General features: G+C 66.0%; 25 protein-coding genes. 15 read left to right on the top strand and 10 right to left on the bottom strand.

The features are described 5' to 3' along the window. Both mobF and AX737_RS28685 read right to left on the bottom strand, forming a co-directional pair. Window positions 1-3,087: MobF family relaxase (gene mobF, locus AX737_RS28690; RefSeq protein ID WP_156454021.1), on the bottom strand; the 3,087-nt coding region annotated here is incomplete at its 3' end. A gap of 63 nt (window positions 3,088-3,150) precedes the next feature. Next, window positions 3,151-3,462: a hypothetical protein gene (locus tag AX737_RS28685; protein ID WP_066927298.1), complete on the bottom strand. Its 312-nt coding sequence runs from the start codon at window positions 3,460-3,462 to the stop codon at window positions 3,151-3,153. A gap of 278 nt (window positions 3,463-3,740) precedes the next feature. On the opposite strand from AX737_RS28685, the gene AX737_RS28680 reads away from it, so the two are divergent. From AX737_RS28680 to AX737_RS28660, 5 genes are all read left to right on the top strand, one after another. Beyond that, the gene (locus AX737_RS28680) at window positions 3,741-4,202 is read left to right on the top strand and encodes a hypothetical protein (protein ID WP_066927297.1); all 462 of its coding nucleotides are present in this window, start codon (window positions 3,741-3,743) and stop codon (window positions 4,200-4,202) included. Continuing rightward, window positions 4,199-4,996: a hypothetical protein gene (locus AX737_RS28675; protein ID WP_066927295.1), complete on the top strand. Its 798-nt coding sequence runs from the start codon at window positions 4,199-4,201 to the stop codon at window positions 4,994-4,996. Before AX737_RS28680 ends, AX737_RS28675 begins: the two co-directional genes overlap by 4 nt. Before the next feature lie 113 nt (window positions 4,997-5,109). Next, complete coding sequence (locus AX737_RS28670; protein WP_156454020.1) at window positions 5,110-5,673, top strand: hypothetical protein; 564 nt, start codon at window positions 5,110-5,112, stop codon at window positions 5,671-5,673. Window positions 5,674-5,860: 187 nt separating this feature from the next. Next, the gene (locus AX737_RS28665) at window positions 5,861-6,979 is read left to right on the top strand and encodes an ATP-binding protein (protein WP_066927291.1); all 1,119 of its coding nucleotides are present in this window, start codon (window positions 5,861-5,863) and stop codon (window positions 6,977-6,979) included. Continuing rightward, the gene (locus tag AX737_RS28660) at window positions 6,966-9,215 is read left to right on the top strand and encodes a S8 family peptidase (RefSeq protein ID WP_066927289.1); all 2,250 of its coding nucleotides are present in this window, start codon (window positions 6,966-6,968) and stop codon (window positions 9,213-9,215) included. The genes AX737_RS28665 and AX737_RS28660 overlap by 14 nt, the downstream gene beginning before the upstream one ends. A gap of 167 nt (window positions 9,216-9,382) precedes the next feature. On the opposite strand, the gene AX737_RS33825 is transcribed toward AX737_RS28660, so the two are convergent. Further along, window positions 9,383-10,042 carry a hypothetical protein gene (locus AX737_RS33825; protein ID WP_156454019.1) on the bottom strand — a complete coding sequence of 220 codons (660 nt, stop codon included), beginning with the start codon at window positions 10,040-10,042 and terminating at the stop codon, window positions 9,383-9,385. Window positions 10,043-10,371: 329 nt separating this feature from the next. On the opposite strand from AX737_RS33825, the gene AX737_RS33820 reads away from it, so the two are divergent. The 3 genes from AX737_RS33820 (at window position 10,372) to AX737_RS33815 (ending at window position 14,362) form a co-directional block, all read left to right on the top strand. Beyond that, window positions 10,372-10,521 (top strand): hypothetical protein, encoded by a 150-nt coding sequence (locus AX737_RS33820; RefSeq protein WP_156454018.1) that lies wholly within the window; start codon window positions 10,372-10,374, stop codon window positions 10,519-10,521. A 221-nt stretch (window positions 10,522-10,742) separates the two neighbouring features. Then, a complete protein-coding gene (locus AX737_RS28655) occupies window positions 10,743-13,478 on the top strand; it encodes a DUF927 domain-containing protein (protein WP_197430754.1) in 2,736 nt (911 codons plus the stop codon). 404 nt (window positions 13,479-13,882) lie between these two features. Beyond that, window positions 13,883-14,362, top strand: coding sequence for a hypothetical protein (locus AX737_RS33815; RefSeq protein ID WP_156454017.1), 480 nt, complete (start codon window positions 13,883-13,885; stop codon window positions 14,360-14,362). A 313-nt stretch (window positions 14,363-14,675) separates the two neighbouring features. Here AX737_RS33815 and AX737_RS28645 read toward each other — a convergent pair whose 3' ends face one another. Further along, on the bottom strand, window positions 14,676-15,263 hold the full coding sequence (locus tag AX737_RS28645) for a recombinase family protein (protein WP_066927284.1): 588 nt from the start codon (window positions 15,261-15,263) through the stop codon (window positions 14,676-14,678). Between the two features lie 281 nt (window positions 15,264-15,544). Between AX737_RS28645 and AX737_RS28640 the strand changes: the two genes are divergently transcribed. Next, window positions 15,545-16,231 carry a metallophosphoesterase family protein gene (locus AX737_RS28640; RefSeq protein WP_082773356.1) on the top strand — a complete coding sequence of 229 codons (687 nt, stop codon included), beginning with the start codon at window positions 15,545-15,547 and terminating at the stop codon, window positions 16,229-16,231. A 90-nt stretch (window positions 16,232-16,321) separates the two neighbouring features. Here AX737_RS28640 and AX737_RS28635 read toward each other — a convergent pair whose 3' ends face one another. Next, complete coding sequence (locus tag AX737_RS28635) at window positions 16,322-17,098, bottom strand: IclR family transcriptional regulator (RefSeq protein WP_066927280.1); 777 nt, start codon at window positions 17,096-17,098, stop codon at window positions 16,322-16,324. Between the two features lie 101 nt (window positions 17,099-17,199). On the opposite strand from AX737_RS28635, the gene AX737_RS28630 reads away from it, so the two are divergent. The 4 genes from AX737_RS28630 to AX737_RS28615 all read left to right on the top strand — a co-directional run bounded on the left by AX737_RS28630 (window position 17,200) and on the right by AX737_RS28615 (window position 21,269). After that, a complete protein-coding gene (locus AX737_RS28630) occupies window positions 17,200-18,651 on the top strand; it encodes an NAD-dependent succinate-semialdehyde dehydrogenase (protein WP_066927278.1) in 1,452 nt (483 codons plus the stop codon). A 40-nt stretch (window positions 18,652-18,691) separates the two neighbouring features. Further along, a complete protein-coding gene (locus tag AX737_RS28625; protein ID WP_066927277.1) occupies window positions 18,692-19,843 on the top strand; it encodes an iron-containing alcohol dehydrogenase in 1,152 nt (383 codons plus the stop codon). Between the two features lie 33 nt (window positions 19,844-19,876). Next, complete coding sequence (gene attM / locus AX737_RS28620; protein WP_066927276.1) at window positions 19,877-20,668, top strand: N-acyl homoserine lactonase AttM; 792 nt, start codon at window positions 19,877-19,879, stop codon at window positions 20,666-20,668. 88 nt (window positions 20,669-20,756) lie between these two features. Next, window positions 20,757-21,269 (top strand): hypothetical protein, encoded by a 513-nt coding sequence (locus AX737_RS28615; protein ID WP_197430753.1) that lies wholly within the window; start codon window positions 20,757-20,759, stop codon window positions 21,267-21,269. A 112-nt stretch (window positions 21,270-21,381) separates the two neighbouring features. Here AX737_RS28615 and AX737_RS33810 read toward each other — a convergent pair whose 3' ends face one another. From AX737_RS33810 to AX737_RS33805, 4 genes are all read right to left on the bottom strand, one after another. Continuing rightward, window positions 21,382-21,594 (bottom strand): hypothetical protein, encoded by a 213-nt coding sequence (locus AX737_RS33810; RefSeq protein ID WP_156454016.1) that lies wholly within the window; start codon window positions 21,592-21,594, stop codon window positions 21,382-21,384. Window positions 21,595-21,850: 256 nt separating this feature from the next. Further along, complete coding sequence (locus tag AX737_RS28610; protein ID WP_066927272.1) at window positions 21,851-22,246, bottom strand: hypothetical protein; 396 nt, start codon at window positions 22,244-22,246, stop codon at window positions 21,851-21,853. Then, a complete protein-coding gene (locus AX737_RS28605) occupies window positions 22,246-22,938 on the bottom strand; it encodes a ParA family protein (RefSeq protein WP_066927270.1) in 693 nt (230 codons plus the stop codon). Before AX737_RS28605 ends, AX737_RS28610 begins: the two co-directional genes overlap by 1 nt. A 111-nt stretch (window positions 22,939-23,049) precedes the next feature. Next, on the bottom strand, window positions 23,050-23,385 hold the full coding sequence (locus tag AX737_RS33805; protein ID WP_156454015.1) for a hypothetical protein: 336 nt from the start codon (window positions 23,383-23,385) through the stop codon (window positions 23,050-23,052). A gap of 336 nt (window positions 23,386-23,721) precedes the next feature. Here AX737_RS33805 and AX737_RS32680 point away from each other — a divergent pair, with 336 nt between their 5' ends. Both AX737_RS32680 and AX737_RS28595 read left to right on the top strand, forming a co-directional pair. Further along, window positions 23,722-24,525 (top strand): GntR family transcriptional regulator, encoded by an 804-nt coding sequence (locus AX737_RS32680; RefSeq protein ID WP_082773354.1) that lies wholly within the window; start codon window positions 23,722-23,724, stop codon window positions 24,523-24,525. A 405-nt stretch (window positions 24,526-24,930) separates the two neighbouring features. Continuing rightward, the gene (locus AX737_RS28595; RefSeq protein ID WP_066927265.1) at window positions 24,931-25,482 is read left to right on the top strand and encodes a hypothetical protein; all 552 of its coding nucleotides are present in this window, start codon (window positions 24,931-24,933) and stop codon (window positions 25,480-25,482) included. Between the two features lie 24 nt (window positions 25,483-25,506). Here AX737_RS28595 and AX737_RS34995 read toward each other — a convergent pair. Next, on the bottom strand, window positions 25,507-25,804 hold a 298-nt coding region (locus AX737_RS34995), incomplete at its 5' end, for a hypothetical protein (RefSeq protein WP_197430752.1).

Raw genomic sequence — 25,804 nt, 5'->3', positions numbered from 1 at the left:
GGTCTCGATGCGCATCAGGCCAAGCCGGAAAACATCCTCGGCCGCGCGCCGGGCGACGTGTGCCCGCTCCATCAGGTCGAGGGCTGTCTCGCTCGCCGGCCGTCGGGAGAAGGCCGCGGCGGCATGGCTCCAGATATCGGCCGACCGGATCGGACGCGCATCGCCGAGCGGCCGCTGGCCGGCTACGGCGCGGCGTTCGGCGCCCTCGCCCAGCAGGATCCACGACCGCGCCCGATGGCGGGACATGGCGACGTAGAACCTATTCGCATCCATGCCGTCCGAGCCCCGGAGCAGGGTGAGGCAGCACTCCTCCGAAGTGGCACCCTGGGCGCTGTCGATGCTGAGACAGTCGCCCTGCCCAAGCAGCAGCCGACCTGTCTCGCGGTCGCGCAGCGCCTGCCACGGCACGAGAGCTTCACGTCCGGATCCGGAGCGCAGGATGATGCCGGCAGCCTCCACGGCGCGCACCTCCAGAATGCTCCCGTTGACGCCGATGGCGCCCCTGCCGGCGCCCCGCCCATATGTCCGGCGGTAGAGCCTCACGCGGTCGCCGATGGCTACCGGCAGCCGGTACTCCGCGCCGGCCTGATCCACGGCGTCGAGTTCCGCGATTTCGGGTCCACGCTTCCCCTCTCTCTGCCGACGGCGCCGCATCGCCTCGGCCACAGCGCGCGCATCGGCCTGCGTCGGGGCGACCATCAGCACCCCGCCCTCGTCGACGGCCTGGACGCGCTCCCACCACAACGCGGCGGCGTCGGCGGCGGCATCAGCCTGGGTGCCCGGGGCGAGGCGGGCGCGGCCTTCGTCCTGGAGAGTATCCACGACGTCGGCAGCCCGACCGGCGCGCGCGAGACCCGCGAGCTCCCGCTCCCGCTCGGCGCGCTGGCGGACCGTCGTCGACACCTCGGCGACAGCCCCGTCCAGCGCGCGCGTGAGAAGGCCAACAACGCCGCCGGCCTCGACGCTATGGCCCTGGAGCGGATCGCCGATCGCGACGAGGGTGCAGCCCGAGGCCTCCCGCATCTCCAGAAGCGCCACGGCGTCTCTGGCCGACGTGAGCGACACCTCGTCGACGATCACGACATCATCCCGGCCGAGCTGCAGCGCGCCGCTTCGGGCACGGGCAAGAAGCGCGGCGACCGCGAGGCACTGCTCCTGCGGGATCCCGGCCTCGCCGAGGGCCTGCGCCTGGCGCCACGCGATGGCGGCGCCGTGGACGCGTCGGCCTCGCGCGGTCCAAGCGGACACCAGTGGCTTCAGGAGCGACGTCTTCCCGGCGCCGGCCGACCCCAAAAGAACCGAGACGCGCCCGGAAGCTGTGCCGATCGCCCGCATGGCCGCAGCCTGGGCCTCGCCGTGGGCCCCCGTGAAGTCCAACCCCGACGCTGCGGCGGCCGCTTCCACCTCCTCGACGGAGAGGGCGCCCGAGCGGTCGGACGCGGCTTCGCGCGCCAGGTCCACGAGGCGGGTCTCGCGCTCGATGTGGGCGGCCGTCGTCAGCCGGGTTTCGGCCCCGCCCCGCGGCCCGCGAACTTCCCGCACGATCACCGAGGCCGGCGCGCCTGCATCCTGGACACCGCCGGCCACCAGCGCCGCGGCCACGTCGTTGACCTCGTCGGCATCCTCGACGCCCGAAGCGACCAACCCGCGCGCGGCGGCGATCCTGGCCGCGGACCCGTCGAGAACCGCCTCGCCGAGAAAACCACGCTCGAGGAATGGTACCGCTGCGGTGCGCGCGATCTCCAGCCGCTCGGTCCTGGGCGGGAGCGGGATCGGCCTGTCCAGATTGGACACTCCGGTCGGATGCCAACCGAGCGCCTCGGCGTCGCGGCGCCAGCTCGCGACATCGGCCACATCATCGACCTTCGGTGCTTTCGGGTTTCCCTGGACGCCGGCCTTGAGCAGCCCGACCCGGCGCCGGGCGTCGAGGGAATCCCAATCGAGACCCTGAGCGGTGGCATAGGCGCGGGCGGCCGCCTCGCCCTGGGCTGTGCGGCGCGAGAACGCGGTGCGGACCGTCTCCGGCACAGCCCGCACCCGTGCGGCTCCAGTGTCCGGGTCCAAGTCGACGGCGACGCCCAGCCTCCGCAGCCCGGTGGCGACATGGGCTTGGTAGAGGGCGCCCCAGGTGTGCAGGCCCCGCATCTCGGCAAGGTCGAGTGCACCCACGTGGCCCGAGGACGTCAGCACCACCGACGGGACACAGACGTGCGTGTGGACCTGTGGCGTTCCGGCTGCCCGAACGACGGCGAGATGGCTGTAGGCCTCGCCCGTGGCGGCGTCTCGGTCGGGGATATCCACCGTGGGCCTGGACGTGAAATGGTCGAAGGCCAGCCACGCGAGACGCCCGGCCTCGGTGCCGCCGCGGCCGCCCTTCCCACGCCGGGCGCGCCCGAGCACCGCCTCGATGGCCTTCATGGTCTCGGCGACCGCTTCGCGATGGACGGCATGGAGCGCGGCTCGCTCGGCCGCCGTCGGCGCCAGGAGGGTCGCGATGCTCAGGCTCTTATCCGCGCTGAAGCACAAGTCGACGTAGCCTACAGCGACGCGCGAGGCCGTCACGGCGTCCCGGTACGCGGTCGGCCGCAGAGGAGCACCATCTGCCCGGCGACCTTGGGCGAGCGCATCCAGGATCTCGCCGGCCGCCATGGTCTCGGTCGCCCCGAACAGCCGCAGGGTGCGGGCGCGCAGGGGCCCGACGCGCTCCGCCGGCAGGGCCTCGCCCGTCACCGCGTGTCGGCCGGCGAGCACCCGCTCGACTTCCTCGACGGTCGGCAGCCGGTCGGCCGGAAGCCCGGTCTCCTCGGCCAGCGAGACCATCGCCGGCCGCGCCGCCCGGCCTGGGATCGGGGTGCCGTCGGCGCGGTGGCCGGCCAGCAGATATGCGATGCCGTCGGCGTCCGGCGGCCGGCGTGGGTCGAGCCCGAGCAGGCGCGCGAGCCCTGGATCCAGGTCCTCGCGAACACGGGGAACGGTCACCGTGAAGGCCTCCGGCGGCATCGTCGAGGCGCCCGGGGCGCAGGCGTAATAGGCCGCCAGCTGCGCCATCTCGGGCGGGAGCGTCGGCTCCATGAGGTGCGCCGTCATGGCCCGTGCGCCGCTCAGGCCGCCAGCGGATCCGACCCTGTACGTGAGCACGTCGGCCGCTCCTCAGGCTGCCCGCGCGGTGCCGAGCGTCGCCGCCACGGCCGCGGGGATGGCGTCGAGACCGGTACGCATCGCGGCAAGCGTCTCGCCCTGCTCATCCAGGGTGTCCGCGATCCGACCGAGGGTCTCGGCCAGCCCGTCGCCTCCCCCTTCCTCGCCGAGGTCAACCACGGCCGAGAGGAGCGCCTGCAACAGAGCGGTGTGCGCCTCCTGGCCGGTGATGATCTGCGCCATGCAGCCGGTCAGGGCACAGACCTCGCGACGCAGGTCCGAGACCTCCGCGACCAACGCCCCGAGGGCCTCCCGCTCCGTCACCGTGAAGGCCTCCGCACGTCGGCTCCAAGCCCTGCGCGGGCCGACGATTCGGATTGTACCACTCGGCCGAGGCCGACGACCCGACTACGGGTGCCTTGGTCTGTAGGGGCTGAAACCCGGCTCCCACGCCCCGGTCGTCTCCGGATGCGGCACCGCTCCGGGCCCCGTGCCGCCCCTCTTCTCCAGCCAGAGAGGGCGTTCTAATGCCCCGCCGCGATCGAGGAATCGCCGCCGCCTTTGCGCGGGCCCGGGCCGGGGACCGGAGGCTTGGAACGTGGATGATCCGTCACCACGACGAGATGCTGCGCCAGCTCGGAACCGGCAGGATCCAGTGGACCGCGCCCCTGGCGGCCTTCGCTGACCTGGAGCTGACGGACGAGCACGGCCGGCCCCTGACTTGTGACACCGCGTCGAGGACCTGGAGGCGCGTGCGCGAGGCCGTGGCCGCCGCCCGGCAGGCAGAAGCTCGCGCTCGTCCAGCACCGGGGGAGCTAGTTCCTGGCGTGCGCGTCGTCCCGCCCGCACCGGCCGCCATGCCGGTTCGCACCACGCCCGCACCCGTCGCCCCGGCCGCCGCGCCGATCGCGGGGACGCCGGCCGGCGCCGTCGAGGCGACCGAGCACATCGCGGCCGTCCTCGCGGCGATGGGCGCCTCTCGCGTCCCCCTGCCGCCCCTACCGTCCCGCCAACCGCAGCCGGCGCCGCGTCGCCCGGCCCCCGACGAGGAGCCCTCATCATGACGAAGGCCAAGACCGCTACCCGCCTCACTGAAACCCTGGCCGCACCATCGCCGGACGTCGAGATCCGCCCGAAGCTCATCCTGCTGCTCGGCCGCGGGAGCCGTGGAAAAACGCTTCTGGCGCGGTGGATGATCGACCGGGCCGCCAATGCCGGCCGGACCGTCGTGGTCGCCGACGGCGACCGGACCAATCGCACGCTGGCCCGGTTTTTCTCCCACGCGGTGAGCCCGGCCTCGGCCGACGACGCCGACGTGCGGAATTGGATCGCCGGCCTCGTCGAGACGCAGCTCCTCTGCGGGCACGACGTGCTGCTGGACCTCGGCGGGGGTGATCTCCTGCTCAAATCCATCGCTCGCGAGATGGACCTGCTCGCGTGGCTCACGGCCCTCGGCATCGACATCGTCTGCGTGCACCTAATGGGCGCGTCGATCGACGATGCCGCGTATCTTCAAAGTGTCGAGGAGGGCGGCCTGCTCGCGAGCCCGGCGACGGTCCTGGTGCTGAACGAAGGTACCGTGCCGCCGGGGCGCAGCGCGCACGCGGCCTTCTCCGAGACCGTGCAGACGATGCCGATCTTCGCGGCCACCGTCGCCCGCGGCGCGCGATTGGCCTCGATGCCGCGCCTGGAGCCGGGCCCCGACCTGGAAGAGGGGGGCCTGACCTTCTACCTCGCCGCGCAAGGTCTCGCGCCGGCGGGCGCCCGACCGCTCGGTCCCTGGAAGCGTCAGCAGGTTTCCATCTGGCTCCGCAGAATGGAAGAGCGCTTCGCCTCCGTCTTGGAGTGGCTCCCGTGACCCGGGGCGCCGCACCAGCCTCGCGACGGGTTCTGCCCGTGGTCCCGCCCACCGCCACAGGGGACATGTTGCGCGAGGCGGCGCGTGCGTCCGGGCTCCAACACGGGGACCCGATGTCGCCCCTCGTCGAGGGCATGGCCGTGCATGCCGATCACCTCGACGCGCGCCACGACGCGCTCGTGGCTGCTGGCGCCGAGACAGTCGCCGAGCTGCGCACTGTCCTCGCCGAGGGACGCGAGACTGCGGAGGCCGAGGCGGCGCGGTTTCGGGCCGAGTGCTGGGCCACCGAGACCGCGACCGTAGCAAGCTTGACCAACGCCCTGGCCGACGCATCCGCGAAGGCCTTCGCCAGCCGGGTACGGGCCATGGACCGGCGCACCGCAGCGACGGTGGCCCTTGGCCTCGTGGTTGCCCTGTGCATGGGGGCCGGAGGCGGCTGGTGGGCGGGCACGACGACGACGCGCGCCGCGATCACAGAGACGGAGGCGGCCCTGAGGGTGGCATTTCGGGAAGGTCCCGAGACCGCTCGGCTGTGGCTGGAGCTGATGACGTGGAACGATCCCCGGGGCGCCGTTATCCGGTGCCGTGATACCGGTAGGATCCGCGAGGAGGCCGGTCGCAAGGCTTGCCCGCTCTGGTTCTGGGTCTCACCCCCGGTCGCGGCACCGACGCCATGAGGCCGAGGCCGACGGCATGGCCGAGGTGGTGGTCTCACGCGCCATCACCGCACAGTAGCATAACTATCCACGGCGTCCGATCACATGACAGGATCGCCTCTCAATCTTACAATTCACCATTCGTTCTTGACAAAATTACGGAATAGCCCTTACAAGATGCCCTCGTGGCTTGTCAGGGCGCGTTTTGATGCCGGTTTCCAACGACGACCTATTCGAGCTGGTCGATGCTGCGCTTGCGGCCGACTACACGCGCGTGCGCCGAATGGGGAGCAAGATTGCTGGCGACCTCGATGACGAGAACGCTGCCCGCACCCTGCGCACGCTGATCCGGCGTAAGGGAGTGCCGTTGCGCGCTTCTGGCTACGCCGAGAGCCTGCCGGTCGATAGTAAGTCCCGGCTACCGCTGATCGAAGAACAGCCCTGGCCGACGACGCCAGTGTTCCTAAGCGACGCCAATGGCGCCGTGGTCACGAGTTTCCTGGAAGACGTGCGCAACGCCGACCTCCTGGCCTCCAAGGGGCTCGCGACGCGACTGTCGATGCTGCTCGCCGGCCCCCCTGGTACCGGCAAGACCCTCCTGGCTGGCCACATCGCCGCGCAGCTCGGCCGCCCCCTCTACACGGTGCGACTGGACTCGGTGATTTCCTCGCTCCTGGGCGACACAGCGAAGAACATCCGCAGCATCTTCGACTTCGTGCCGTCGCGCGAAGCAGTGTTGTTCATCGATGAGATGGACGCTGTCGCCAAGGTCCGCGACGACCGGCACGAGCTGGGCGAGCTGAAACGTGTCGTCAACACCGTCATCCAGGGGCTGGACTCTCTCGATGATCGCGCCGTGGTGCTCGCTGCGACAAACCACCCGCAGCTCCTCGACCCGGCCATCTGGCGGCGCTTCCCCTACAAGGCCGACCTCGGGTTGCCGGATGCAGGCGCGCGAACTGGCTTGTGGCACCACTTCCTCTTCGAGGCCGATGATGGCGCGACGCAACTCGCACAGACGCTGGCGATAGTCTCCGAGGGGCTGAGTGGCGCGGATATCCAGAACATCGCTTTGTCCGCCCGGCGGCATGCTGCGCTCAACGGTAGTCCAGTAGACGCCAGCGCCGTCGTTTGGGCGGTGCTACGAAGCCGTGAGGGGCCGCTCACCCTACCGAGCCGCTCCGGCGTAGCGGCGGATCACCGAAAGGAACTTGCCCAGCACCTGAGCGGCGTCGCCGTGAAGGCCGCCGACATCGCGCGGCTCCTGGGCGTCACGCGTCAGACTGTGGGCGCCTATCTGAAGGAGCCCGGGCATGCCGCCGGATGATCGCCGCGAGCGTCCCGCGCTCAACCCGGTCCTGACACTTCGCAAGGAGGCAGTACCCGAAACTGTTCAAGGTCGAGGGGCGAAGGAAGAGCACGTCGTACAGGACCGTTTGGATGCGCAGCGTCGTATCCTATCCGAGCGGATCGACGCTATCGTGGGCAGCGGTGCGCCAGCCGCACACGCAGGGCGTATCCATCTGGCCGTCGAGATGTTTGAGGACTCGTTCGCGCCGAGCTGGACACCGCGAGCACTGTTCACCGATGGCCGCTATGCGCGGCTCGTCGCGCCCACCCGTGGCGGCTACCTGGTTGAAGCCGAGGTCGCGCACCTTCCGACCTTGGCCCGCCATATCCGCAACGCCTCTGCCGTCGAGGCGCGGGTCGCTATTTCCCGCGTGCGCGACATACGTCCCTACGGAGCCGACGATCTGCTCCGCGGCCGTGGGGTCGAAGCCCTCTGGGATCGTGCTTCCGAGGTTGAGGGCGGCAAGGCGTTCGTCTTGTGGCTCCTACCTTTCCGCGACGAGAGTGCCCGTGCATCGGTGATCGAGACGCTCATGCGCTTCGAGGCCGAGCGCGCTGTCATACCGACGTTCTCGGTGGTCGAGCTTCCGCCTCGCATGATCGGCACAGAGGCGGTCGTGAACGTCCGAAGGGACGAAACGAACCTCGCGCGAACCGTTCGCAGCTATCGCAGGGTCGGCCGCGCACGTGGCGTCGTCACAGTGCCAAGCCGTGATGCGCTTCAGGCCATCGTCCTGTCCGGCTCGTCCTTTCGCATCGACCCGGTGCCGCGCATCGAGGCGACATCGCCCGGCTTCGGCGCCGAGCCGACTCCGCCCGTACCGAACGCTGCCGCTCAGCCGATCGTCGCGGTGGTCGATGGCGGACTGACCGCACAGAGCTACACCGGCCTGGAGGCATGGCAGGCTCCCGACCTCGTCCCACCAATCCATGCCGATCACGTCCACGGCAATCGCGTGACCTCCCTTGTGGTGCACGCCCACGCCTGGAACCATCGCCTCAACCTGCCTCAGCTCGACTGCCGCGTCGGCACAGTGCGGGCGCTTCCCCGGCCAGGCGCAAACTATCCAGCGGACTTCGCCCGCCTCGTCGATTACCTGCGTGCTGTTGCACGAGCCCACCCCGAGACGCGGGTCTGGAACATCTCGCTCAATGCCGTTGAGCCCGAGGCGGAAGCCGACCTCGTCAGCTTCCTCGGCGACGAGATCCGGTCGATTGCCCGCGACCACGGCATCTTGCCGGTGGTCTCCATTGGCAACCAGCGCGCTGGCGGTACCCTGCAGCTTTGTGCGCCCGCGGATTGTGAGGCTGCGCTGACTGTTGGAGGTCGATCTCACGCAGGCGATGGCGTGCCGGGTGGTCCTTGCACCGTTTCTCTGCGCGGGCCCGGTCCGGACGGGATGCTCAAACCAGACCTTTCGTGGTTCTCAAACCTCCGCATGATCGGTGGCGGACAGCATACGGGCAGCAGCTTCGCGACGCCTCTGGTGTCATCCCTTGCGGCACACACCTTCGCCAACCTGCGCGATCCGACGCCCGACCTTGTGCGGGCGTTGATCATTAACGCGACCGAGCTGGAGCGTCACGACGCGGCGCTGGGCTGGGGCACACCTCTGCATGAACATCTTCCTTGGACCTGCGCTCCCGGTTCCGTGACCCTCGCATGGCGGGCCAAGATGCGGCCGGGCTTTAACTATTACTGGCGCGGCATCCCGATCCCGCCTGAGATGATCCGGAATGGCAAGCTTGCCGGAAAGGGCCGGCTCACGGCGATCCTCGACCCGATCGTCTCCGACAATGGAGGGCCCAACTACTTCGCTACGCGCCTGCAGGCCGCCTTGCAGTACACCACCCGCGCCGGAGGTACGGGTAACCTCCTGGGTTCGATGCGTGAGGATCGTGCGCCCGAACTCGCAGCCAGAAGTGACCTGGCGAAGTGGCACCCCGTCCGTCGGCACATCCGCGATTTCGGCCAACGTGGGGGCATTACTTTCAGCGGCGACACGATGCGCTTGCATGCTCGCGTTTTCGCTCGCGACCTCTTTCAGTTCGACGCCGCCGATCACCACGAGCTGGGCGAGCAGGACGTGGCTTTCGTGCTGACCCTCAGCGACGGGTCGGACAGCAGTGACCTCTACAACTCCATGGCTCAGCGGCTCGGGACGTTTGTCGAGAGCGCTGTCGTCGAGCAGGCCATTGAGGTCGAAGCTTAAGCGCGTGCGAATGCCGGGCATCTCCGCGGGGGGCCCGACCGAGCAGCCATCAATCTCCTCGACACGGCCGAGCCAGGGCCCTGGTGTGCCTTCCTGACGTCTCTCCTATTCGCACCTCGCTACAAATCAATTGTTCCTGGATAATATTTGAATATATCGCAAAATCATCAATGATTGTTTATGAGATGATTTATTTTCAGCAAAGCTTCGCCTGATATATGAACCACCTTTGTCATCAGTGGTCGAATATCGTCGCGATCGTAGCGACTAAATTCGGTCCATCTGTGACTAAAAGTGCGCCTAGAAAATATATCATCTTTGTCATATTCCGGTAAGTAATATGGCTTTTGGCTATATTTGTGTACGTAAATGTCGTTGATGTTTATCGATAGTGACCTACTGACCCGGTCAAGACTGATTTCTACATCGCGGGCATTGAACGTCTCGCGCCATGCCCCAAGCGCAGCTAAGTGCGCGAGTGTTGGCTTATCCCCTTGCATGGGCTTCCCCCCCGTATCTCGGCAAAAATCCCAACAGCTATCTGATGCTGCAATCATCACCTTCAGGGCATCCAACGATGTTCTAGCACTGTAGAGCGGCCAGAACATAAGATTAGCTCGACTGTATCGTGGCTGGAACCGATCGTAGTCCGGATCTTCGTACAGATAGTTCGTAAGTCCTGCGAAGCGTTGCACAATCTCTGGTGTCGATGCGGCAGAGTCAGTTGCCATGTAGGCGAGTAAGAGGGTTGCCGCATCCTCCGTCGTCATGGCGGCGGCTCCGACGCCACGTTTGCTGGGGCTGAGCAGCCCGGCGTCGCGCAGCATCCGGGACTGCGCATCCAAGGTCTTCCGTTCCCCGCCCCCGAACGAGGTGAGTAGGTCGATCAGCGCCGGTAACCTTGCCATAACTATGACCCCTAATACGGAAATTTTCCGTATTGTGTTTCTACCTATTACGGAATATCTCCGAAATTAGCCGAGCGCCAGCATTTTCCGCTCAAGATGCTCGCTTCTCTGGGGATTTTCCCAGAGCAGGCGAGGCGGCCGAGGGTGGTGCTCAATCGCGGAGGTAGTCCCGGGTGACTCCGGGCAGGCATGGGGCATGGGCCACGATGGAGTTCAGGGATCAGCGTCCTGAGGACCGGCCGACCGGGATGACGGCGGAGACACCGGCCCCGGCGGCCGAGGCGGCGGAGATCCGTCGACAGGCGGTCATCGCCACCCGGTTCCGCTGCCCCGCCGCGACGGCCGCGCTGCTGGCCGAGCTGGCCTTTCCCATCGTCGACGATCGGAGGCGTTCGTGATGACCACTTCACCTGCTGAGCGCTACGTCTCGACCGACGCCGCGCGTCAGGCCGTCTCCGGCCACGAGACCGCCATCGTCCAGGCCCTCGGCATCCCGTGGGAGGCCGGGCGCCGCAGCCACATCGATTGCCCCTACCCCGCCCACGGGGGAGCCAGGAAGTGGCGGCTGACCGAGAAGGGGCGGGCGATCTGCACCTGCACCGGCCGCAAGTCGGACAGCGTGTTCGATATCGCCTGCAAGGTCGAGGCGCTCGATTTCGAAGCGGCCAAGATCCGCTGCGTCGAGATCCTCGGGCGTTCCGACCTGATCCGCCAGCGGATCGGGGGCGGGACCTTCCAGGCCAGCGACGCGCGCAGCCTGCTGGATGCGCCGTCCGAGCGCCGCGACGACACCCTGCCGCGCGCCTATCTCGCCCACCGCCTCGGGATCGAGCAGGACGCGGTGCCGATGCCAGAAACGCCCGCGGTGGGCCTCCGGGGGCTGGCCTACTTCGATCCGCCTGCGTCCGGCCGGGCCAAGCCCTCGAAGGTGGGCGAGTATCCCTGTGCCGTATTCGGCACCGTCGATCGCGAGGGGCGCGAGCACGCCCACCGCATCTATCTCGCACCCGCCGGCGCCGGGAAGGCGGAGCTCGGCCCGGGTCCCGATGGCAAGCTGCGCGACCCGAAGAAGTCCGCGAAGCTGGTCGGGGAGGAAAGCACTGCGGGGCGCGCGGTGTTCTGGGGGGACCCGGCTTCGGCCCCTTGGGCGATCCTGGCGGAGGGCATTGAGACCGCAGCGGCCGTGGCGTTCGCTTTCCAGCCGGAGATCGCGAACCGGGAGGTCGCCGTCATCTCGGCGATCAACGCCGGCGGCATCGAGGCGTTCAAGCCTTGGGATGCCACGCGGCGCATCACGGTGGCCGCCGATCGGGATGAGGCCATCAAGGCGGGGCGCGAGGCACCCAGCCAACGGGGCGAACAGGCGGCGCGCACGTTCGGGATCCGCGCTCCAGTGCAGGTCTGCGTGTCGATCGCGCTGCCGGGCGAGCCAGGCACCGCGACGGACTGGCTCGACGTCCACGGGGCCGACGGGACAGAAGCGGTCCGGGCGGGCATTCTCACCGCGGAGACCTTCACGCCGGTGGCCGAGGAGGTGGAGGCCGAGCGCAAGCGGGCTGAGGACCTGGAGGAACTCCGGCGCGTCGAGCGAGACTACCCGCTGCCGCGGCTGGACACCCTGGACCTCCGCTACCAGCGGACTGTGGGTGGGAAGATCCGCGTTCATCGCCGCGTGCAGGTAGGCGACGCCGTCGAGGCGCAGCCGGTCGCCTCGCCGTTCGGTGTCGTTGCCCGGCTCCGCTTCGTGGACCAGGACGACGCCTACGGCCTGCGCATCGCCGTCGAGGACATGGGCGGACGCCGCCGCGAGATCGACATCGACCGCGGGACGCTGGCCAAGCAGGCAGGCGCCGAAATCCGGGCCCTCCTCTTCGACGCGGGCCTGCGCACGGAAGACGACGGCGAGCTAGTCGCCGTGCGTTGCCTCAAGGCGGCTGATCCTGTGCAGGAGATCACCGTCGTGCGGGCCCCCGGATGGCACACGCTCGCGGACCAGGACGATCGCTTCTTCGTCTGCCCGTCCGGGCAGATCGTCGGGGGCCCGGACGGGAACCCGCTCGAACTCTCGGCCGGCGCCCGCATCGCAGCTCCGGTGGCGAAGGGTGGGACCCTGGAGGGGTGGAAGGCCGCCGTTGCGGCCGCTGTGGCTGTCCCGGGCTGCCAGCACTGGGCGCTCGGCGCGATGGCCGGGTTCGCCGGGCCGCTGATCGCCCTGCTCGGCCTCGATACCTGCGGCATCAACATCTCGGGCCGGACCAGCGGGGGCAAGACCACCGCGCAACGCCTCGCGGTCTCGGCCTGGTCCCGCGCCGCGCTCGACCAACGGGATAGCTTGCTGCAGACGGCGCGCGCGACGGCCAACGGCGTCGAGGCGATGGCCTCCCGCGCCGATGCCACTATCCTCGCGCTGGACGAGCTCGGTCACGTCAACGGGGTCGAGCTGGGCAAGATCATCTACAGCGTCGCCAGCGGCGTCGGGAAGTCGCGCATGACGCCCACGGGTGCCCTGCGGCCGAGCCTGACTTGGTCGACCTTCGTGCTTCTGTCGGCGGAAAAGTCGCTGGAGGAAAAGGTCCGGGGTGACGGGGGTGACTGGTTCGGTGGCATGGCCGTGCGCATGCCGGACGTCGACATCACCGGCGTCGACCGGGCCGTCGATGCAAGCGTACGCGCCACGATCCACGGCGTGGACCAGCACTACGGACACGCGGGTCCCGCCTTCGTCGCCGCACTGATCGAGCAGGGCGGCCTGCGACAAGCCGAGGGGATCCGCGACCTCGTCAACCAGAGCGTGATCGCCCTTGCGGGCGCTGGTGCGGACGCTTCACTGAGTCGGGCCGCTGAACCCTTCGCCGTTCTCGCCGCCGCCGGCACGCTGGCCAAGGAGTTCGGCATCCTGCCCGAAACCCTCGACGTCCATGGCGCCATCCGCTGGGCCTGGGCGCGGTTCCGGAACTCCAGCGACGCCATGGCGCTCGATCCCGAAGCGCAGGCGACCGCCGCGCTTCGGACCTGGATCCTGGAGCGGTGGGATTCCACCATCTACCCGACCGAGCTGACGGAGGGGAGGCAGCCGCCCAGCAGGGACTCGTTCGGCTGGTACGACGATGACGCGGTCTACATCCCTCGCCACCGCCTCGTGGAGGCGGCCGGCAACGCGCTCAAGGAAATGGAGGTCGCCCGAGCTCTCGATCGGCAGGGCTTCATCGTCAAGCGCAAGAGCGAGCGTCACCTCGCCGTCGCCTACGTGGCGAAGCTTGGCAAGACCGACGCCTACGCCCTGTCGCGCGAGGAGTTTGGGCGCATCGCTCGTATCGAACCGCTGTTCGCGGTCTATGCAGGGGGGCGTGCCTGATGGACCTCGGTGCACTCGCCCGCGGACTGGCAGCTGGCTTGGCGGTTCCGGAGGGGGCCGGCGATCCCACGTTTCCCGCAATCTATGCCGACGGTGGAAACGAAAATAATTCAATAAATCAATGCTTTACCCATACTTCCCACATTTCCCACTCCGAGGGGAGGGGGCCGCGAGCTGAATATGTCGACCTTCCGAGGGCCGCAGCCGCCACGCAAGTGTGCGCGCGCGAAGCCATAGTATCCGGACTGGTAGGAAATGTGGGAAGTGCGGGAAACGCTAGCCGTATCAAAGGGTTGCATCTCCCACCTTCCTCTTTTGTAGTGAGAAAAAGAGAAGAAAGTGGGAAATGCGCGTGCCATCGCACTCGGTCGACGACCTCGTCTCCGGTCGAACCCGACTCCGATGTGCCTACTTTCGATGAGCGCGCCGCCTTCCTGGAGTACGAGTGCGGCCTCACCCGAGAGCAGGCAGAAGCCCAGGCTCAAGCTGAACTCGATGTGGGGGCCGCGACCGACGTCACAGATGGGCTGCCGCAGACCGATGGTCTGGACTTGTGGCGGGCGGGCTTGGCGCGGTTGGCCCCCCACGAGATGCCCTGCCCGGACTATCGACCAAGGATCTGGTCGGCCGTCCATACTCGTGCGCTCGCCTTCCTGGACGCGTTCGGCGCGCAAGCCGAGGCCTTGGGATGGACAGCGCCGCGACTGTTCGGTGTCCATCCCGAGATCGGCACGGTCCGCGTCGATTATTGCGGCGGCCTCGTGCTGGGGTTGGGTGGTGAGGTCAGTGCGATCACTCGGACCAAGATCCATTTCGACCACCTGACGCACTACACGAAGCCCGGGCAGCCCGAAGGCGTTCCGATCTGGATGTTTGGCCGTTGAGACCGTGTAAGCACTCGGGCAGTATTTACTTTGATCGAAGATTTAAAACTATTGTAGCGCTGTCGATTGCACGTAAATCCCGACCTACTTCATATATGAGGATCGCTATGCACCAACGCTCTACTCGCACCTTGGAAGAGATGAGGCGCGATGCGCAGGCCCTCAAGCTTGAGCTTCGAAGCCGAGGCGAGCCCGCGATCCACGGCCACTGCATCGAAGCCATTGCCAGGGCCAACGGATATCGGACATGGGCGGCCGCCCTCGTTTCAGCTCCCGGCGGCAACGGCGAAGGCGCACCTGCATCAGATCTGTCTCACGATCTGGACCGGTACATGGAGTTGGCAGCCCGAGCACGCGGGAAGTAGGTGTAGAAGCAGTCGCGACTAACCCCGAGCCGTTTGGCGATTTCAGCCACGCTGATCGTGCCGGCCGCCAGCAGGGCACGGCCGACGTCGAGATCAGCCTCGGAGAGCTTTCTCGGTCGCCCGCCCTTGCGACCGCGGGCGAGCGCTGCCTTGAGCCCCTCCATGGTGCGTTCGCGGTTGAGGTCGAGGAAGTACTCGGCCATGGCCCCGTGCATCTGCAGGGCGAAGCGGCCGTGAGCGGTGGCGGAGTCGAACTGCTCAGTGAGCGAGCGGAAGTGCACGTCCTTGACCCGCAGGCCGTCGATGGTGCGCATCATCTCGACGAGCGAGCGGCCGAGCCGGTCGAGCTTCCATACCACGAGCACATCCTCCGGCCTCAGGTAGGCCAGCGCTGCTTCGAACTCGGGTCGCTTGGTCCCCGCCTTGCCGGAGCGCTTCTCTTCGAACAGGCGCTCGCACCCGGCCTTGGTCAGCGCATCGCGCTGGAGGTCGAGGTTCTGATCAAGAGTGGAGACGCGGGCATATCCGACGAGCATGTCGGGATAGTGTAGAAAGACCCTTTAATCCGCAATAGAAAAGCTGACACGTTTTTCCGACAAGATCGGAGCTGTATGGGGAGCCCCGTCTAAGACTCGCCACTAGTGTCAGAAAAACGGTCGTTTTCTTGACAGCGAGAGATCGATGATCTTGAGCCTGAGTTTTGGGCGCACCGACCGTCGGACTTGGACGGCATCGGGTATGCTCACGACTCATGAGTAATGAGCACAGCGGGATATTCTGATGTTCGTCAGGCGCAATCTGAGCCATGCTCCCGCGCATGAAACTGGTGATCATCTCCGACGTTCACGGCAATCTGGACGCTTTGCAGGCGCTGCCCGAAGATTACGACGAGCTTTGGATGCTGGGCGATCTAGTCAACTATGGTCCTCAATCGCGGGAAGTCGTCGAGGAAATCAGGCTACGGGCATCGCTGGTCGTGCAGGGCAACCACGATCATGCGGTGGGCCATGACGACGACAGCCGGTGGAGCGCTCGCTATCGCGTGCTGGCTGAAACCACGCGCCGGCACACGTCATCCCTGCTGGACGACGGGCAGAAAGCCTACCTGCGCGAGCTGCCGCAGCACATCAAGGCCGAGCGGGAGGGGGTGCGCTTTCACCTGACCCACGCCACGCCGTCCGATCCGCTCTACGGGCGCGGCGCCCCGGATGCCTGGGCGGACGAGCTGCACGCCGTCACCGCCGACGTGCTGCTGGTCGGGCACAGCCATGTGCCGTTTCTCGGCCAGTTCGGCAGTCAAACCGTGGTGAACCCCGGCAGCATCGGCCAGCCTCGCACGGGCGAGGCCCGCGCGAGCTATGCCGTCTGGCAGGATGGCACCTTCACGCTGCGATCCTTCGCCTACCCAGTCAAGGACACGGTGACGAAGCTGCACGCGCTGGGATTTCCGACGGCTGTTGAGGAGGAACTAACGACGATCCTGCGCACCGGGGCCGTAAAGTAGGCTTCGGCTCCATTCTAAATACTGAGCCAAGCGGCCATTCAGGCGAAACATACTGTGTGAACATTAATGTATTTTGATTGGATTTAACCGCTAACCTCCAAGGCGAGCGGACAGAGCATCGGCTGTTCGCCGTAGTTCCATCCCTACCCGGTCAAGCACTTGCGGGATTGCCTCACTTTCGATCAGGCTGATCGCCACCCCGCCAATTGAGCGGCCGGAAAAGTCTCGTACAGCGGCGCCGACGCAAATCATGCCTTCACGTATCTGGCCATCATCGATGGAGTAGCCACGCTGGCGAATGGCTCCGAACTCCTGGCGGAGCTGGTCTAGGCTTCTGATGCTGGATCGCGTCAACGGTTCGGGCCAAGTTGTCCCTAGCAGGCCTTCCAGTTCCTTGTCTGACACGTTTGCGAGCTGAGCTTTACCAGTGGCCGTGAAGACCGCTGGCAAGCGCATCCCAATGCGAAAGGTGAAGCCAAGTGGTTTGTTGCTGTTATGGCAGCTCAGGTACACCACCTCGGTGCCTTCAAGGACGGTTAGTGTTACCGTGTGCTCCGACAGTTCAGCGTTTTCCATGAAGTGTCTCTGAAACTCCTGCACGATGTCCTGCTGCCCCAGGTAGCCGCTGGCCCACTGCATGAGGTGCGCCCCCAAGCGGTAGGTGCTGTCTTGCGATCGGGTGAGCAGCCCAAGCTCGACCATGCTGGCTAGCAGTCCGTGCGCGGTGCTTTTCGGGATCGACAGTGCACGTGCCAGATCGGCAGCGTTGGGGGGGGCGTCGGTTGCACTTACCAAATCCAGAATTCGGACAGCGCGCCGAAGAGCTGGCACCGTTTCGGGGCCGCTCTCGCCCTGAATGTTGTTCATGCTTGCCTACCTTGACTCATCGGTCGTCCCTCGGCATAAGTTCAATTACAAGAACATGGTTCAATTAGATGAACCAAACAAGGTCCTAGGGAGGTTGCTTCGTGCACCTAAAATCCCCCAGTCTCCTGCGTGAGGCCTGCTTGGTTGATGGCGCCTGGCTGGCGCCGGCCAATGGTGCGACCATTGCGGTTCATAATCCTGCCGATGGGACGCATCTGGCTACAGTTCCTTCGCTGGATGAGCACGACATCGAGCAGGCGATCGACGCCGCCGAACGCGCCTTCCGGGATTGGTCCAAGACTGCCGCCCGTGACCGGGCAGCAGTCCTGCGGACGTGGTTCAACCTCATCGTTGCGAACGCGGATGATCTGGCCGCGATTATGACCGCCGAGCAGGGCAAGCCCCTTGCGGAAGCACGCGGCGAAGTCCTCTATGCGGCCTCGTTTATCGAATGGTTTGCTGAAGAGGCCAAGCGCGTCTACGGCGATGTCATCCCCCCGCCGCAGACCGACAAACGCATTCTGGTCCTGAAGCAGCCGGTGGGTGTCTGTGCTGCGATCACGCCCTGGAACTTCCCAGCGGCGATGATTACCCGCAAAGCCGGCCCGGCGCTGGCCGCTGGCTGCACTCTCATCGTCAAGCCGGCCGATCAAACGCCGCTGACAGCGCTTGCTCTTGCCGACCTAGCCGTACAGGCCGGCGTGCCGGCCGGGGTCCTGCAGATTGTGACTGGCCCTGCCAAGGTCATCGGTGAGGTGCTGACTACCAGCGATCGGGTCCGCAAGCTGTCGTTCACGGGATCCACTGGCGTCGGTCGGCTACTCATGGCGCAGTGCGCGCCAACGATCAAACGGCTGTCGCTGGAACTCGGAGGCAACGCGCCGTTCATCGTGTTCGATGATGCCGACCTCGATGCGGCTATCGAGGGTGCGATAGCCTCCAAGTTTCGAAATGCCGGACAGACTTGTGTCTGCGCGAACCGGATTTACGTCCAGGCTGGGGTCTACGAAACCTTTTCCCGTCGCTTGGCCGATAGGGTCGCCGGTTTGAAGGTCGGCATCGGCACCGATGATGGGGTGCAAATCGGGCCGCTGATTGATGGGGCGGCCATCCGCAAGGTCGAAAGCCATGTGGCTGACGCCCGCGACGGCGGGGCGCGGATCCTGGTTGGCGGTCAGCGCCACAGTGCCGGGGAACTGTTCTACGCGCCGACCGTGCTCACTGATGTCACGCAATCGATGCGGATCGCCCGCGAGGAGACCTTTGGACCGGTTGCGCCGCTGTTCCGGTTCGAGACCGAGGACGAGGTGGTGCGGATGGCTAACGACACCGAATTCGGCCTCGCTGCCTACTTCTACACTGAGAATAACCGCCGCTCCTGGCGTGTGGCTGAAGCACTTGAGTACGGAATTATAGGCCACAACACAGGCGTTATCTCTAATGAAGTTGCGCCGTTCGGCGGTATGAAGCAATCCGGACTGGGCCGTGAGGGCTCAAAGTACGGCATCGATGAATACACCGAGACCAAATACTGGTGCTCGTCCGTCGCCTGAGCGCTTTTGCCCTCCGCGCACTTTCAGGAGCTATCCGGTCATGCCGACCTTCGATTTCCAAACCGTTCCCTCGATCCAGATGGAATGGTCCGGGGCCGCTCATCTCGGCGAGCGCCTAGCCGCACGTTTCCCAGCGCGCCGCCTGCTTCTGGTCACAGATGCCGGCTTGGTGAAAGCCGGCCTGATCGAGCCCATTCTGGCTAACCTGCAGTCCAGCGGGTTCACCGTGACGATCTTCGACGCGGTGGTGGCCGATCCCCCGGAGAGCGTCCTCCACGCGTGTGTGCAGACCGCCCGTCAGCAGGACACCGACATCGTGCTCGGCTTCGGCGGTGGCTCCTCGCTTGATGTCGCCAAGCTCGCCGCGGTGCTCCTGGGCAGCACCGGGCAGTCCCTGGGGGACATGTACGGGATCGGCAAGGTTCAGGGTGACCGGCTGCCGCTCGCCCTGGTGCCGACCACCTCCGGCACCGGTTCGGAAGTGACCAACATCTCGATCATCACGACCGGCGAAACCACCAAAATGGGTGTGGTGTCGCCGCAGCTCTACGCGGACTACGTGCTGCTCGATGCCGAGCTAACGGTCGGCCTGCCGCAGGTTCACACGGCTGCAACCGGCATCGATGCGATGGTGCATGCGATCGAAGCCTACACCAGCCGGCATAAGAAAAACCCACTCTCCGATGCGCTCGCCCGCGAGGCGCTGCGGCTGCTGACGACCAACCTAGTCCCGGCCTGTCAGGATGGTGCCAATCGTTCCGCGCGCGAAGGCATGCTGCTCGGCGCGATGCTCGCCGGCCAGGCGTTTTCGAACTCGCCTGTCGCGGCGGTGCATGCGTTGGCTTATCCCCTGGGGGGGCACTACCATGTGCCCCACGGCCTTTCGAATGCCCTGATGCTCGGCCCGGTGCTGCGCTTCAACGCCAAGGCCGCCGCACCACTCTACGCCGAACTGGCCGAGGTGATCGCGGTGCCGGCGCGCTCGGCTGATCGCGCCCATGACTTCGTGGAGGCTATGCAGGCGCTGATGGACGAAAGCGGTGCGCCGCGTCGTCTGCGCGACGTGGGCGTGGGCGAAAACATGCTCGCTCTTCTGGCCTCAGACGCCATGAAGCAGACACGCCTCCTCGTGAACAACCCGGTGGAGGTCACGGAAGCGGACGCCCTGCAGCTTTACAGAGAGGCCTTTTAAAGTCGGCTTCTCCACTAGTTATGGGAGGAATGAATGAACGAAAAAAGACTCTACATGCTTCAGGCAGGTTCGCTGAAGTGCAAAGTCCACAATATTAAGATGAATCAGGGATGCGGCGCCGATTACGAGATCCCGGTACCGTTCTTTCTGATCACCCATCCGGACGGCCACGCTATCATTGACGGCGGCAACCCGGTAGAGGTTGCCGAAAATCCTCGTGCGTACTGGGGCGGCATCGCCGATGTTTATCAGCCGGTGCTCGGCAAGGACGAGGGCTGTGTCGATCAGCTCCGCCGTCTCGGCATTGCCCCGGAGGACGTGCGCTTTGTCCTCCAGTCTCACCTGCACCTCGACCACACCGGTGCCATCGGCCGCTTCCCGAACGCCACGCACATCGTCCAGCGGTCTGAGTACGAGTACGCGTTCACGCCGGACTGGTTCGCTAAGGGCGGCTATATCCGTGCCGACTTCGACCGGCCCAATCTCAAGTGGCAGTTCCTGAACGGCCACGCCGACGACTACTACGACATCTACGGCGACGGCACTCTGACGACGGTGTTCACCCCCGGTCATGCGCCAGGCCATCAGTCGTTCCTGGTGCGCCTGCCGAACTCCAAGCCGCTGCTGCTAACCATTGATGCGGCCTACACGCTCGATCACTGGAACGAGAAAGCGCTGCCCGGCTTCCTGGCCTCAGCGGTCGATAGCGTTAGGTCCGTGCAGAAGCTGCGCGCGCTCGCCGAGAAGACCGGCGCTGAAGTGGTTACTGGGCACGATCCGGACGCCTGGCCGGCGTTCAAGAAAGCGCCTCAGTATTACAGCTAACGCTGGCAAGATCGACAAAAAGCTTGCCAGGTTTGGGAGGGCTGCGGCACGCAGCCAGTTGAAATAGCTCAAGAAAGGAAATCAACCGATGAAAACGTTTCGTGTTCTGGCGGCGCTCGCTGCTTTCGCCGTTGCTCCGGTTGCTCAGGCTGCCGATAGCAGCCCGCAGGATGAGTGCCTGAGCCCTGGCAGCAACGCCCTACTCAAGGAGGGCTGCGCCGCACTCGACAACTTCATGAAGACGTTCAACTCCCGGGACGGCAAGGCGTGGGCTGCCAGCCTGAATTTCCCGCACTCGCGCATCGCCGGCAACAACGAGCTGCAGGTTTGGGAGACCCCCGAGGAGTATGCCAAGTCGAACGACGTGGCTGAGCTGGCTAAGGCCAAGAACTGGGATCACACGGACTGGACGACCCGGAAGCTCGTTCAGCAGGGCGAGGACAAGCTGCACTTCGTTACGCAGTTCACGCGTTTCGACAAAGACAACAAGCCGATTGGCACCTACGACTCGCTCTACATTGTGACAAAAAAGAACGGCAAGTGGGGCACACAATTCCGGTCGAGCTTCGTCGGTATCATCGGTAAGAAGACGGCCTTCTGATAAGCCCTTTGACGGCTTGAATATTAAAGAACTGGAAACGAGGAGGGTTAGTCTGACGACTAACCCTTTCTCTTTTTCCGTAGTGCAAGGGCTAATATTATTGTTCAGCCCGTCACTTCATCTCCATCAGCTTTCCAAAACCTTCCCGATAGCTCATTCGCTCGCGGCCGCACCAATCCACAAACTCGTTCATGTCGGCCACGGTTGCGCGAAGGTTGAATTGACCAGTAGGACCGCTTGGACCACGCTTGGCCTTGCGCTGGATGGTGGCCGTCTCCCGCGAAACGAGGCCCAAATCCTCGGCGACGCGGTCGACGGCTGCCACCCTCGGCTTTATGCGCCTGGAAAACCTTCACTTTTCTGGTTCATGCGGATCGAGCAGCTACGTGCCGAACCAAAGTTCACATACTGTGAACAGTTAGATCTCAGTGTGTGAACAGTGAACAGCGAGCCCCTGGTGTCGCCCAAAGCACCTTAGGCTTCATGCAGCGGTAGCCTTGCGCGGCGCGCTTAATGATAATCGCCACGTCTGGCCACCGGCACTGGTAGACGCAGCAGTTCAACCCTGTTGGCGATTCGCTCTAGCTTGGCTTTCTCTCCAGCTCCCGGCGCAAGGCGGCGTAGGCGCGCTCAAGCGTTTCCCCAACAAGCCAGCCTTGCTGATCGGCAATGGCGTACATGCCGTCTGAACAGGCCTGCGTCGTGCGGCAGTTGAACTGCACTGTGCGACCGGTGCGGTGATAGCGAGGCTTGCGCTTCGTGGCTTCCGGTTCGGCTGGCCCCGCGGAATTGACCGCTTCGGCCGGCTTCACGGCCCTGGGCTTGGTCGCCTTAGGCTCCCGGCTGTGAAAATCTGCGGCCTCGGAAACCTCCCGCACCTTCTCCAGGTCCGGCGCGGCCGGTGGTGGACCTTCCTTCGGCGTGAACTCCGACAGGTCCAGATCGTCCTCTTCGAACAATTTGGCGCGCTCACCCATCACGCAACCTCACGCTGCAATGGCTTGCCATGGCTTTTAAGAAGCTGCACGACCTCTTGCGCGAAGATCTTGGCGTTGCGCTTCGCGGCGTCGATATTGCTGACCTGGCTGGGATCGAGGCCGCCCAACATGCCACCGTAGGAGAATAGGGCGCGGAAAGCGGCCCTTTCGACCATCTGCGTGGTGAAGGTCTGCACCCCTGCTTCGGCAAGCTGCGCCTGAATGTCTTTCAGGTCGCGTGTCCCGATGGCGGCGCTCGTCCGGGTGAACAGGACTGCGCACGGGATCGTCCGGATGAATGCCTTCTCCTGGCGCTTCACCAGCTTGATAGCCTTCACGGCCTCGGCCGCGTCGAGTTGGCTGCCCTGGCAGGGGATGATCACGAGGTCGGCTCGGCTCATGGCGTAGGCCACAAGCATGTTGGCCGTGCCTTCGATGTCTACGATCACAAACTGCGCCTGCCGCTCGGCGGTCTCGATGGCATCAATGATCGTGTCTTCACGCACATCTGCCTGGACGGTCAGCTTGTCCGGTCTGCCGGGTCGTGCGGACCAACGGGACAAGGGCTTGTTGGGGTCTGCGTCGATCACGGCGACGTTAGCTCCCCTGCCCGCCAGTTCGGTTGCGAGGACAAGAGCCGAGGTCGATTTGCCGACGCCCCCTTTGGGGCTGGCGAAGATGATGGTTGGCATGAAAGCCCCATGGGGCAGGAGGTTGGTTGGAAGGCGTCGAGTGGGTGCCAGCGATCATGGTCCGCCACTAAGGTCAAGCTGTCAACAAGGTGCTCACAGTTCACACACTGCTCACAGTTCACATGCTGCTCGCTGTTCACAGTCAGTGAACAATAAGGAGGGGGTGACGGGGCAATACGATAAGGCATTATTCGCCCTCGTTTGCGGCCCCGTCGCCATCCCCGTCGGCGTCGAGCACATCATGAACTTCATCTCGGCTTTCCCATCGGGTAGCACCAGCGAGTTCACTGAGCCGATCACGACCTTGCCGCTGCCCTTTTCGCGCACGGTGATAGTGCCACAGTCGCCCAGCGAGATCAGCGCACTCTGGATGATCTGCGCCACTTCCTCAGTGTCTGCGCCGTTGGCCACGATCCAGTAGGTCTGTTCGGTCACGCGCTGGCTCATCGCCAACGTCGGCGTTGACTTAACCATGCCGCCCGGCCGACATGCCTTGTCCGGCTACGGATCGCGCTCGCGCGAGTCGCCGGCAGCACTAGGAGATCATTGCCGCCGCAGTAGGACCCTGAAAAGCCAACGGGCCCCCCGTCGCCAAACGAGGAGCCCGTCGAAAATCGAGATGGCCTGTGAGGCCGGTATCGCTGCCCCTCACAAGCCATGAGACGCTCCAGGCGTCAAGCGGGAACGCCAATTCCCGCGACGATACCGGCTTGTCTTGAACGGAGCGCACAGGCTGCGCCGCCGAACGTCCCTCTGTGGCCCTGCGGATAAGGGCCGAGACACGTGTTTGCAGACGAGATCCGCCGCGCGATCGAGGCGGCCACCCGACTCACCCTGCCCCAGGTAACGGCGTTGCTCTGGCGCGCCTACGGGGAGGGGAGGGTCACTGAGGCCGAGGCCGAGGTGCTGTCTGGCCTGATCGAGGCACGCACCGAGGCGCCGGCTGCCCGGCGAGGTTCCCTAGCAGCGCCAGCAGCTTCTAACTCGGGCGATAGCCAACCCGCTCCGGATGCCGCAGCGTCTACCAGAAGGACCGTCGGCTCCCGCCCGCGTACAGATGCCTCGCTGGAGCGCCGTCGCCGCTGGGCCGCATCGGGGCGGCTACCGCCAGGGCTTGCGGCCCGGTTCACGCTAGCTGAGCAGGCGGTCCTTGCCCTCGTGGCGGCGGAGGTCGTGCGGCGGAAGGATTGCCGCCTCGCCGTCGGCCACCTCGCGGCGATCGTGGGCGTCGCCGAGACCACAGTGCGCAACGCCATTCGTGAGGCCGTGAAGCTCGGGCTCGTGACCGTCAAGGAGCGGCGCGTGACCGGCTTCCGGAATGATACCAACATCGTGCGCATCGTCTCGGCCGAGTGGACCGCCTGGCTGCGGCTGGCGCGGAAGGGATCGGTGCCGAACACCCATCCCTCCCCGCAACAGGGGGGAGGGTGCAAATCCCCGCAGCGCACGCCTACTCAGGTTATAACCTTGCGAGAATCGGGGAAAACGGAACCCAAAGAAGGCTGCCGGAGGGCAGCGGGCGACCTCGAACGAAGCGACCGCGCAGGAATCCGCGCGAGTCGTAGCGCGGGCGGAGCTATGCGGTAGCCGCAGGCGGCCGGGCCGCAGCGTCCGCCCTATCGAACGCCTGCCCAGAAAGACGAAAGGGGCCGGATTGCTCCGGACCCTTTCGTACCCCGTCAGGCGGGCCACCTCTTCGCACTCCACGGCCGGTCACGTGCCCGACCGAGGAGACGGCGATTCGAATATAGGACCCGCACCGATTCGCGGGAAGAGGCGCCGCGCGGGCGGATTACCGAGCCCAAAAGCCACCCTGGGCGCCCGTTCGAGCCCGCTGCGCGGCGAAAAGTGCGGCTCTTCAGCTGCACCAGCCACACGATTTTGCCGGAGGCCCACTTTTTCGGGCGCTGCGCCACACGGCGAAATCCGGAGTGGCACCCTGAAGGGTCCGTCCACGTCGGGCGTGACCTCCTTCAGGAGCCCACCGTCACCATGTCCACGTCCCCATTCTCCCGGGCGGACCTGCTGTCCGCCGTCGCCCACATCCAGCCCCTGACCTCGGACGCCCCGAACAAGGTGGCGTTCAACGACTACGCCAAGGCCGTGACGGCCTACAGCGTGGTCGAGAGCGCCTACGTGCCGGTCGGCCAGACCGACACCCGCCTGCGCGACGAGCTGCGCACCCTGTTCGCCGCCGCGCCGGTGAAGCCGGTGGCGGACATCTTCCGCGGGTCCGTCGAACGCCACGCCGAGGGCGTCCTGGGCAGCGACCCCGCCGCCCTCCCGTGGGCATACCTCGACGCTATGGCGCCGGTAGATGCCGTAGCCTCTGACCTGGGCACGCTCCAGGCGAGGTGGCTCCGAACCGTCGCCTATAGCGCTCTCGTGGTCTACGGGCGCCCCGGCGCGGCCCTGCCGCGGTCCCCGGCCGGCCTCACGATCGACGTGGGCTTCGTGCCAGGCATCGCGCCGCGGACGCGGTTCGTCGATGAGGACGACGAGGAGGGGGCCGGCGTGCCCGTCACGTCGTACGGCCGCCGCTGAACGGCAACCATGCACGCGACATCATCAGAACCGCGGGGCAGGTGCTCCGCGGGCCGGGCGCCGGGGCATCCCCGGCGTCCTCCTGGTGCGCTCCACCTCGGCGCCGCGCCGGATCCAGGCCGCCATCACGGCCGCCTGGGCCGCGAGATCAGCGAGAGCCTGGACCCTGGCCCGGAACCGTTTCTCCAGCGGCACCAGCGCCCGCGCGAGGACGCGGTGGCGAGCCTGGGCGGGAAGGACGGTCGGCGCCTCGCCGCGCGCCCGGCGGGTCTCGATGCGCATCAGGCCAAGCCGGAAAACATCCTCGGCCGCGCGCCGGGCG

The sequence above is a fragment of the Methylobacterium sp. CCH5-D2 genome, assembly GCF_001556475.1.
GTDB lineage: Bacteria > Pseudomonadota > Alphaproteobacteria > Rhizobiales > Beijerinckiaceae > Methylobacterium > Methylobacterium hispanicum.
Note: the sequence above shows the minus strand (reverse complement) of the source record. Positions and strands in the feature narration are given on the sequence as shown.

Excerpts from the sequence above, each read along its gene's own strand:
- AX737_RS28680 (WP_066927297.1), top strand. The coding sequence starts at position 3,741 with ATGATCCGTCACCACGACGAGATGCTGCGCCAGCTCGGAACCGGCAGG.
- AX737_RS28675 (WP_066927295.1), top strand. The coding sequence starts at position 4,199 with ATGACGAAGGCCAAGACCGCTACCCGCCTCACTGAAACCCTGGCCGCA.
- AX737_RS28670 (WP_156454020.1), top strand. The coding sequence starts at position 5,110 with ATGTCGCCCCTCGTCGAGGGCATGGCCGTGCATGCCGATCACCTCGAC.
- AX737_RS28665 (WP_066927291.1), top strand. The coding sequence starts at position 5,861 with ATGCCGGTTTCCAACGACGACCTATTCGAGCTGGTCGATGCTGCGCTT.
- AX737_RS28660 (WP_066927289.1), top strand. The coding sequence starts at position 6,966 with ATGCCGCCGGATGATCGCCGCGAGCGTCCCGCGCTCAACCCGGTCCTG.
- AX737_RS33825 (WP_156454019.1), bottom strand. The coding sequence starts at position 10,042 with ATGCTGCGCGACGCCGGGCTGCTCAGCCCCAGCAAACGTGGCGTCGGA.
- AX737_RS33820 (WP_156454018.1), top strand. The coding sequence starts at position 10,372 with ATGACGGCGGAGACACCGGCCCCGGCGGCCGAGGCGGCGGAGATCCGT.
- AX737_RS28645 (WP_066927284.1), bottom strand. The coding sequence starts at position 15,263 with ATGCTCGTCGGATATGCCCGCGTCTCCACTCTTGATCAGAACCTCGAC.
- AX737_RS28640 (WP_082773356.1), top strand. The coding sequence starts at position 15,545 with ATGAAACTGGTGATCATCTCCGACGTTCACGGCAATCTGGACGCTTTG.
- AX737_RS28635 (WP_066927280.1), bottom strand. The coding sequence starts at position 17,098 with ATGAACAACATTCAGGGCGAGAGCGGCCCCGAAACGGTGCCAGCTCTT.
- AX737_RS28625 (WP_066927277.1), top strand. The coding sequence starts at position 18,692 with ATGCCGACCTTCGATTTCCAAACCGTTCCCTCGATCCAGATGGAATGG.
- attM (WP_066927276.1), top strand. The coding sequence starts at position 19,877 with ATGAACGAAAAAAGACTCTACATGCTTCAGGCAGGTTCGCTGAAGTGC.
- AX737_RS28615 (WP_197430753.1), top strand. The coding sequence starts at position 20,757 with ATGAAAACGTTTCGTGTTCTGGCGGCGCTCGCTGCTTTCGCCGTTGCT.
- AX737_RS28610 (WP_066927272.1), bottom strand. The coding sequence starts at position 22,246 with ATGGGTGAGCGCGCCAAATTGTTCGAAGAGGACGATCTGGACCTGTCG.
- AX737_RS28605 (WP_066927270.1), bottom strand. The coding sequence starts at position 22,938 with ATGCCAACCATCATCTTCGCCAGCCCCAAAGGGGGCGTCGGCAAATCG.
- AX737_RS33805 (WP_156454015.1), bottom strand. The coding sequence starts at position 23,385 with ATGAGCCAGCGCGTGACCGAACAGACCTACTGGATCGTGGCCAACGGC.
- AX737_RS28595 (WP_066927265.1), top strand. The coding sequence starts at position 24,931 with ATGTCCACGTCCCCATTCTCCCGGGCGGACCTGCTGTCCGCCGTCGCC.